Genomic DNA, 8,087 nt, shown 5'->3' with positions numbered 1-8,087 from the left:
GGCACTCTGCCCGGTCCCGCCTTGTGGGCCGGCGCCGGTCGAACTCAAGCTGGGCGTATTGCGGGCAGCTTGTTCGACGGCACGGTTACGGAATTGGTAACGATCCTCGCTGAGCTTTAAGGACACGGTGGCGCGTAGCGGTCGGCCTTCCGGCGAAAAGAAATCCAAGGTTTCGTCAAAGCTTTGCACCAAGCCTAAAAACTCGAAGGCACCCCATTGAAACAGGCAGCGTTTGGGTGCCTTCATTTTTTTGCCGTCTTCTATCGGTTTGATGAAGGTATCGGCGATTTTCTTGGTCTCCAGCCGCACGTCCGAACCCTGCTCGATGGTTTTCCTGGAACTACTATTGCTGCCGGTACTACTGGCGCTCTGCCCACCGCCCTGGGCGCCGCCGGGCGGTTCGATATAAGTGGTGTCGAACACCAGCTCTATGGTCAGATTGGACGAACTTTTGTCGACGAACTGTGCGGAGCGGCTATTGCCGTTGCGGGCGTTCTCTTTCAAGGTGTTCGACAAGCTGACTTTCAGGCTGGACGGGTTGAATTGCACGTCGATGGCGTTATCCAAATCAGGACTATCGTTGTCGCCGCTGACCGGTATCAGTTTGCCGCGTTCGATGGCTATCATGCCGCCCCCCTGCCTTGCGTGCTGGCCGGCGCCGGTCGCTGCAATTCCAGGCCTTGATGTACCAGATGCAGTTCTTCGATAGCCACCTGGCTGGCCGTGGCGGACAAATCCGGGCCCTTGAATTTGGTCGGCAACACCCCACTGAGTTTCCAGACCAGCACCGCATTATCGGTGACGTTGCCGCCGCTGACGCTGGGATTACCGAATACAATGATCTCGCCGCTCAGGCGGTAGCCGTAGTTGGCTTGACTGGTAGTGATGTCGAACCAGGACCATAAATCGTTGATGTCGGTAACGCCGCGTTTCAAAATAATCGGTGCGAATTTGGTCGGCCCGGAGCGGTGATGTTCGCCCCAATTGTGGCCGCCCTCGGCAATTACTTTTGGCTCCATCGTCGCTTCGAAGCCGGTCACTTCGCTGAAATAACCGCTGCACAACAAGCTGCTCTGGTCGCTGTTGTACAGATTAACCTTGAAGCGGAAGGCGACGAATTCACTGATCTCAGCCATCGACCACCTCCGAACGCCATTCGCCGTTCAGATTGGCGAAGGTCAGAAACAGCTTGTCGATCGGAAACGCCGGCGCCAGCATGATTTCATAGAGCATCGCCCCTTCCTGCGGGGTCGATTCACGAATAGAGAAGGCTTGCTCGGCAGACGCGCCGCGCAAGGCGCCCTGGATGTACAAGCGCCGGAAAAACTGTTCAAGCAGCAAGCGCGGGCGTGGATCTCGGTAATCGAGGTTGAAGATCAATTGCTCGCCCAAGGCCTGCAATTGCCGACGCAAAAAGCCCAGGAAGCGCATCACTTCCGCAGAGCGAAAACCATCGTAACGCTGGCGGTCGACCGGATAATCGGCGACCGGCAAGGCCGGCACCACCAAGCGTTCGTCGTCGAGGCTGAGTTGTGCGCCGCCGCTAAACGAGTTTCGATAGTTGAGCACGCTGATACCGGGTTTATCGCGCAACCCCAGCGTTTGGGCGATGGACAAGCGCGGATACGGCAAGGCGTCAGTATTTAAGGGCTTGGCCGCCATCGAGCGCCAAGGACCGTCGCGGCGCGCGACCGCCGCCTGCTGGCCGGCGATCAAGCCAACGGGGGTATGCAAAGCAAAACGCGGTCCGCGTAAATAGGGAAACAAAAACTGCACATGCCTTAGCGCTTGCGCTCTATCCGGAAGCTGTTGATACCCCGAAAGAGCGCTCAAAGCCGCCGGGTCGAGTACCGGGCTATCCAGCTCGCCGGAATACGCCAGCGGCAAGGTAAACAGACATTGCAGATCCGGCCTATGACTGCTGACGTATTGCAGCAGCCCGCGCAGCACCTGCGGCAATTGCCAAGGCGGCGGCATATCGTTTAACTCGCTGCTGTAACGACGTTCGCGGTGATCGTCATCGGTATTTTGCGTGCAAGGCAGAAACTGCGGATCAAAGTTTTCCAGGCGCACTCGCGGAATATCCGGCAGACGCGGCGGTATTTGCAGACGCTCCAAATCGGGAAAACAGACTACGCCCAAAGCAGGGATCACCAGGACGCAGGCCAAGCCCTGGAGCGTCGTAATATCGTGCAATTGCGTGGCATCAGTCGGCAGAAAACCGCCTTGCCCCGTACTTTCCGGGATCCGCACCACCCATAGTTTTTCGCCGCCATTGGCGAAAAAATCGTCAACCGCCAAACCTAACCAGGCTTTATTGCCGGCCAATAGGCTGACGTATTCAGTAGCGGCGGTGAGCGCATCCGGGAAAATGTCATGAAACTCGGCGCTGGATTGCAAGGGTATAGGCAGATGGTAAAGCGCGCTGGGAACACCCAACTGCAAATCATCGACTGCCTGTCCGTAACCGACCGCGCGCATGTCCGCTAGCGCCGCCGGCAATTGCAACAGGCGCTCAAGTCTGACCCTACCCGGACAATGACCGAGCATGGCCACTTCCAAGGCCGCGATCCGGCGTTCGACCGGGCGTGGCGTCAAGGCGATGCGCGCTCCGGCAAGCAATTCCATGGTCTTGGCCTACACGCTCAGCTTTGGATGATGGTTTCGACCGAGAGCACCAGCTCTTCCATCGCCACATCGCTGCCGCCCTTGGCCGTCAAGGTCGGCCCGGTCCATTTGATCGGCATGGCTCTGACCAATTTCCAGGTGACGACGGCGCTACCGCTGGTGGGATCTTCGTTTTTTAGCTTGATCACCACGTCGCGCTTGGCGGTCACATCGCCGCCGCGAATTTGCTCCAGCCAGCTATAAATGTTATCCGCGCCGATCACGCCGCGCTTCAGCGTGACGTCGCCGGCCTTGTTGATGGCCGGAATCTTGCGCACGTAATTCACCGCTTCGTTGCCGTTACGGTATTCCGCAACCGTCACTTCGGCGTTCAGCCCGGATACTTCTGAAAAGCCGCCCTGCACTTCGCCTTCGCTGCCGTCGCCCAGGTTGACCAGATAATTGAACACCCCATAGGGCGTTTCGCGATATGTAGCCATGGTTTATCTCCAATCCAGGGTTCAGGCGTCGGCGGTTTTTTGGCCGATGCGGAAAATCACAAACTCGGCCGGCTTCAAAGCCGCCACGCCGATTTCGCAGACCAAGCGGCCGTTGTCCAGATCGTTTTGGGTCATTGTGCTGCGGTCGCAGCGCACAAAGTACGCGGTTTTGGCACTACCCAACAGCCGCCCGTTCACCCATTCGTTGTATAAAAAGCTTTCCACGGTTTGACGGATGTTGTCCCACAAGCGTTCGCCGTTCGGTTCGAACACCGCCCATTGCGTGGATTTGTCGATGGAATGCTCCAGATACAAAAAGTAACGCCTGACGTTAACGTATTTCCATTCCGGATCACTGGATAAGGTCCGCCCGCCCCAAACCCGATGCCCGCGCCCCGGAAACGAGCGTAGACAGTTGATGCCGTTGGGATTCAGCAATTCCTGCTGAAAGCGGTTGATTTCCTGGGCAAAACGCAAGGCGCCGATGACCGGTTCGTTGGCCGGCGGCTTATGCACGCCGCGCTGCACATCGGTGTTGGCATAGACGCCGGCGACGAAGCCGGACGGCGGCACGTTGATAGTGCTGAGCACACCGCGCGGATCGGCAATGACCACCCAGGGGTAGTACAGCGCCAGCCGCGAATCGTCGAAGTTGGAACGAAACTCGCGTATTTCCGAGAGCGCCATGCCGTCACGGCTATCGACAATGCCGACCCGGTAGCGCATTTTCAGACAGTGTTTTTGCACTTCGGCGACGATGGCTTGATGGTTGACGGCATCGGCCGCCGCGGCCGGGGTCATGACAATGGAAACATCCTCGATATTTTCCAAGGCCACGAAACCGCTGCTGCCGTTGACTTCGTCTTCAACGCCGCCGTAATGCAAAGCCACCGGTACATTACCATCACTACCGCCGGACAGATTAATCAAATAGCGCGGGCCTTGGACCGACATCGGACCGGGATTTAAACCATCCGCTTCAAACAGACTGTACAAGGCCGCCACCACGTCGGCCCCGCTAATGCCGGCACTGAGGGTACAACTGACCGGGCTGGTCAATTGGTCGTAACGTTTGTCCGGAGCGACAGGCAGCATTGCGCTGAGACTGTTTTTTGCGTCGGGGGCGCTGGAAATATCGCCATAACTGTATATCACCGGACCGTCGCGGCCGCCGGCATGCACGGAAATATCGAAATTACGCTGCACCACCACCGCCCGCACTGTATTCGGTGCAGCGGCCAAAGCCGCTAAAGGCAGGGTGATGTCGGCGTTGACCCCCACATTCAAACCGCCGCCGTCCACCACAAACTCGCTGCCGGCCGCATTCAGCGTACCTCGCAACGCGGTTAGAGTGCCCCAATGCGCCGCGCCGGTATACACCGACAAATTGGTTTCCGCGCTAAGGGTTAATACCGCCGACGTGCCGTTAGCCAAGGAGCCGCTGCTGGGGTTTTTCGCAAACACCCGGGTATAGCTCACAGAAACACCGGGACCGTTCACCAAGCCTGCCGTCATCAATACGCCCTGACTGCCGTCGGCCTGACCGTTCGGACGCAAGGCCGTGCCGCCCGCCGCCACATCGTCGGCGGTATCCAGTTCACAGCGGTTGTTGACGATGACGAAATGATCGCCTTCGCGGCGTACCAGGGCGCGAACATTCAAAGGGAAACGTTCATCCGGAAATTGCGCGGCTATGCCAGCCGAGCGCACCGCATTGGTCAAGCCGGTGGCATTCAGAAACACTACTTCGCCTTCGGCGGGCGCCGAAGTAGCCTCGGTTTTTAGCAGATTTTCGCTATCGCGCCACAGCACTTCCAGTGTGAAATCGCCCATCGTGCCCGGAAAGCGGCTGTTGAAGCTCAGCACATTGGGCACGGATCGCGTCGATACACCTGACGCGTTTTGCGGAAAATTGCCGACCCGCGACACATAGAGCTGTTTGCCGCCGCCGTCGAAAAAGGCTTTCGCGGCAATAGCGGTATGGTTAAGAACCGCTGTGCCAGCCAGGGTGAGATCTTGGATATCGCCGTAGATGCGGGTGAATTCGCCGAAGCTAGTCACGACCTCGGGATTACCCCGCAACGGCCCGAAACGCGTGGGGCCGACCACAGCCGCAACGCTGGTCCCCACCCCTTCGATCGATTTGGCGCGAAAGCTAACTTCTTCTACAAACACACCCGGTGCAAGATATTCAGGCATGCTCCCCTCCTTAATTTTTATGTGGACCAGCGTTTAAAGAACGAACTCAACTCATGTTTGACTCAATTGGGTTGAACGGCGAGATGATCCCGATTAAAGGACCGGATTAAACCAATTTCGCCGGGCACCACGGCCAGGGCAAGCTCGGCGGCAAAGCTGTTGTCGGTATTCAACGCCCCCAGCGTCATCGCTACTAGATTGTCCGGATCGATCGCGTCGGCGGCATCGGCAGCGACAAGAGCGCGAACACTTAGTGTGGCGGCATACTCGGTTACCCCTTCCGGCAAGGGCGGCAAGCGGTGCATCGCGATGATGAAATCGCCGTTGGCGTCGGCTTGGGCGCGGCAGATCAAATTGCCGCCGACGCCCAGATTGACCGTCAGCGTCAGCAACGCCCAAACGGCCGGCGCATTGCTGCCGGTAAAACGCAGCGTACCGCGCAATCCACCACCACGTCCTAACTTGGTACCGAATGGCGTCGGGTAAAGCACCAAACTATGTCCGGCGGCGTTACCGGCTTGAATGTCGAAGCGGCGCGGGACATAGCGGCGTTGACTGTCGGCCACCGAGCCGGCAATGACGTAAGCTGCTTCTGCCGGACGCAGCTTGTCCGCCTCACTGGGCGGGCCTTGCACCGTTTTGCCGGCCGAGCGCCGCCACAAGGCCGTTTTGCCTGGCGTGTGTAAAAATTGCAAATCGGTGGGATGGGTATCGAGTTGCAAAACAACGGCTTCGCTCAGCCGCCGCATATCCGCTTCCTGTGCGGCGCTGCTGCCGTCCAGCCAATAGATCACGTCGCTGGCGTAAAGAATATTGGTTTCCAGAACTTTGACGGCTTTCATACCGTGCCTCCGGGAAATATCCGCGTCGAAACCGGCGGACCTTCCGTACGCGGCCGCTGCAAGCGCAAGCGCACGGTGCGGGCTACATAAGGTACGGTGCTGGTATAAGGCGATTTGAAGACATCCCAGATGCGCATCAAGTCCTCGGTAGTCATCTCGTCCGGGGCAATATTCAGCACTTCGGCCTGGCCCCATTCGTCGTCAATGTCTTGAATATGCGAGATGTCGAGCTGACATTGGTTGGCGAGTTCGACCATCGCCCAACTCAGCAGATCGGCTTCGATGGTGGCGCTGGCGGCGTTGGCGATTAACAGAAAATGCAGATTGACCGGTAGTTCGGCTTGCGGCGCGCTTTGGTCGCTGCCGCGTTGCGCGAAGGAGCGCTGCCGCCCGTGCGGATCGATGGTAATTCGGTGCAGGTAGATACCCAGCAGATTGCCGGTGAGGATATTGGCGATGTCGGCGCTGCCCAACAATTTTGCTTGGGCATTGGTAGGCTCGCTGCTCAGCTCGGCAGGTAATCTGCTGGTCAAGAACGATTCCAACGCCAGAAGCGCGCCGGTCACTCCCCGGTACGAAGCCATTTCTCCTCCCCCTACTTGAGCGGTAGCATAGCCTAGTACATAGGTCTACTGTACGCAAGTCGATTTTGTGAAGCTATTCGCCTATAAAAATCGAAAAAAGCGATAGTCAGCAAGCTAACCGGCTAAATTCCGTGCCTCAATCAAATAATGCTATTAATTTTTAGCAGAGTTTTTGAAATTTGCCGGGGCGGAATTGATTAAAATCGGATTAAAAAACAGCTAAAACTTTCTACCTGAACAGGCGTTTGCTCAAAACAACTAGGTTGGACAAGGCAAACCAGCGAAGATAGGCCCAACTTGCCTACCCCATTGGTCCGATATATTCATGCTCTCGGTGACCCTACAATTTTTTTTAGCCCTGCTTTACGCCAATCTCGGCGAATGGCTGATGCACAAATTTATCTTGCATCGTTTAGGCAAACAGCCGGGCAGCATCTGGGCCTACCATTGGTATGAGCACCATGCGATATGCGCCAAACACCAGATGCTTGATCCCGGCTATCGCCAGCTGGACTTATCGACCTGGAATGCGCAAACCAAGGAGTTGGCGGTGTTGGCCGTGATTGTATTGGCGCATCTGCCGATACTTTGGTACTGGCCGGCTTTCGTGGTGGGTTTATATGGCTCGTTGACGCTTTACTACCTTCGGCATCGGAAAGCCCATCTCGATCCGGACTGGGCTAAACAGCATTTACCCTGGCACTATCAACATCATACCCAGCCCGGCTCCGGCAACTGGTGCGTTACCTGGCCGGGGTTTGATTATCTGTTGGGCACTAGAAACAAATAGCAGCACACAGCGGATTGAGAAATTGCGCTTCGGAAAACCGCTTATTTGCGTTTTGCTTTAGCTCTTAAATTGTTTAAGGACCGTTGGCTCAATCGCCTCTGCTTGCCAAAGCTGGAGCGCATAATGGTCATCACCCGTCAAAATATCCGCGGATACTGTTGCCAATCCTGCATAGCCGACGCGTACGCGATAAGTACCGGGTGAAATATCAATTCGCGCTGCTTCGGGAAGATAGTCCGTACACCCTGCGATGGCTATACTATTGTTTTTAATCAGAATACTGCACTCAACCAGATGATCCCAATCATCCAAATCCAGAGACGGAACCGAGTCGAGAATCTCAATGGACACGGGAACATTTGTGTTGCGTACGGTGCCAACCGCGACCACACCTGGCGCTACCGCAAGCATGCGGGCGAAGGCGTCTTTATTCCAAGCATCAGCAAGGCTTCCGCCGACAGATTCGTCTTGGATATAAAACTGGAAGTAATCGGCGAAAAGTGTGAAGTTGTGTAATGACATTTAAGTACGGTCCAGCAGGCCCAATTTAAGTAAGAACGGCGAT

At 56.6% G+C, this 8,087-nt stretch carries 9 protein-coding genes; 1 reads left to right on the top strand and 8 read right to left on the bottom strand.

Translation table 11 applies throughout. The features are described 5' to 3' along the window. The 7 genes from NP589_RS06220 to NP589_RS06190 form a co-directional block, all read right to left on the bottom strand. Nucleotides 1-627 (bottom strand): CIS tube protein (locus NP589_RS06220; protein ID WP_256606198.1); only part of this gene is annotated, 627 nt, incomplete at its 3' end. After that, nucleotides 624-1,136 (bottom strand): phage tail protein, encoded by a 513-nt coding sequence (locus NP589_RS06215; protein ID WP_256606197.1) that lies wholly within the window; start codon nucleotides 1,134-1,136, stop codon nucleotides 624-626. The genes NP589_RS06220 and NP589_RS06215, both read right to left, overlap by 4 nt. Next, nucleotides 1,129-2,628 (bottom strand): hypothetical protein, encoded by a 1,500-nt coding sequence (locus tag NP589_RS06210; protein ID WP_256606196.1) that lies wholly within the window; start codon nucleotides 2,626-2,628, stop codon nucleotides 1,129-1,131. Before NP589_RS06210 ends, NP589_RS06215 begins: the two co-directional genes overlap by 8 nt. Before the next feature lie 17 nt (nucleotides 2,629-2,645). Further along, on the bottom strand, nucleotides 2,646-3,107 hold the full coding sequence (locus NP589_RS06205) for a phage tail protein (RefSeq protein WP_256606195.1): 462 nt from the start codon (nucleotides 3,105-3,107) through the stop codon (nucleotides 2,646-2,648). Between the two features lie 21 nt (nucleotides 3,108-3,128). Beyond that, nucleotides 3,129-5,306 (bottom strand): phage tail sheath family protein, encoded by a 2,178-nt coding sequence (locus NP589_RS06200; protein WP_256606194.1) that lies wholly within the window; start codon nucleotides 5,304-5,306, stop codon nucleotides 3,129-3,131. A gap of 62 nt (nucleotides 5,307-5,368) precedes the next feature. Beyond that, the gene (locus NP589_RS06195; protein ID WP_256606193.1) at nucleotides 5,369-6,148 is read right to left on the bottom strand and encodes a hypothetical protein; all 780 of its coding nucleotides are present in this window, start codon (nucleotides 6,146-6,148) and stop codon (nucleotides 5,369-5,371) included. Beyond that, the gene (locus tag NP589_RS06190) at nucleotides 6,145-6,732 is read right to left on the bottom strand and encodes a Pvc16 family protein (protein ID WP_026603180.1); all 588 of its coding nucleotides are present in this window, start codon (nucleotides 6,730-6,732) and stop codon (nucleotides 6,145-6,147) included. The genes NP589_RS06195 and NP589_RS06190 overlap by 4 nt, the downstream gene beginning before the upstream one ends. A 325-nt stretch (nucleotides 6,733-7,057) precedes the next feature. Between NP589_RS06190 and NP589_RS06185 the strand changes: the two genes are divergently transcribed. Continuing rightward, complete coding sequence (locus NP589_RS06185) at nucleotides 7,058-7,522, top strand: sterol desaturase family protein (protein WP_371929649.1); 465 nt, start codon at nucleotides 7,058-7,060, stop codon at nucleotides 7,520-7,522. A 57-nt stretch (nucleotides 7,523-7,579) separates the two neighbouring features. Here the strand turns inward: NP589_RS06185 and NP589_RS06180 are convergent, their stop codons facing one another. Beyond that, nucleotides 7,580-8,044, bottom strand: a complete 465-nt coding sequence (locus NP589_RS06180; RefSeq protein WP_256606191.1) for a hypothetical protein — start codon at nucleotides 8,042-8,044, stop codon at nucleotides 7,580-7,582. Between the last annotated feature and the right edge of the window lie 43 nt (nucleotides 8,045-8,087).

This window comes from Methylomonas rosea (assembly GCF_024505055.1).
In the GTDB taxonomy this organism is placed as follows: domain Bacteria; phylum Pseudomonadota; class Gammaproteobacteria; order Methylococcales; family Methylomonadaceae; genus Methylomonas; species Methylomonas rosea.
This window is presented reverse-complemented; position numbering and strand designations above follow the sequence as displayed.

Bases quoted from the DNA above. Each gene is read 5' to 3' on its own strand.
- NP589_RS06215 (WP_256606197.1), bottom strand. From the start codon at position 1,136: ATGGCTGAGATCAGTGAATTCGTCGCCTTCCGCTTCAAGGTTAATCTG.
- NP589_RS06210 (WP_256606196.1), bottom strand. From the start codon at position 2,628: ATGGAATTGCTTGCCGGAGCGCGCATCGCCTTGACGCCACGCCCGGTC.
- NP589_RS06205 (WP_256606195.1), bottom strand. From the start codon at position 3,107: ATGGCTACATATCGCGAAACGCCCTATGGGGTGTTCAATTATCTGGTC.
- NP589_RS06200 (WP_256606194.1), bottom strand. From the start codon at position 5,306: ATGCCTGAATATCTTGCACCGGGTGTGTTTGTAGAAGAAGTTAGCTTT.
- NP589_RS06195 (WP_256606193.1), bottom strand. From the start codon at position 6,148: ATGAAAGCCGTCAAAGTTCTGGAAACCAATATTCTTTACGCCAGCGAC.
- NP589_RS06190 (WP_026603180.1), bottom strand. From the start codon at position 6,732: ATGGCTTCGTACCGGGGAGTGACCGGCGCGCTTCTGGCGTTGGAATCG.
- NP589_RS06185 (WP_371929649.1), top strand. From the start codon at position 7,058: ATGCTCTCGGTGACCCTACAATTTTTTTTAGCCCTGCTTTACGCCAAT.
- NP589_RS06180 (WP_256606191.1), bottom strand. From the start codon at position 8,044: ATGTCATTACACAACTTCACACTTTTCGCCGATTACTTCCAGTTTTAT.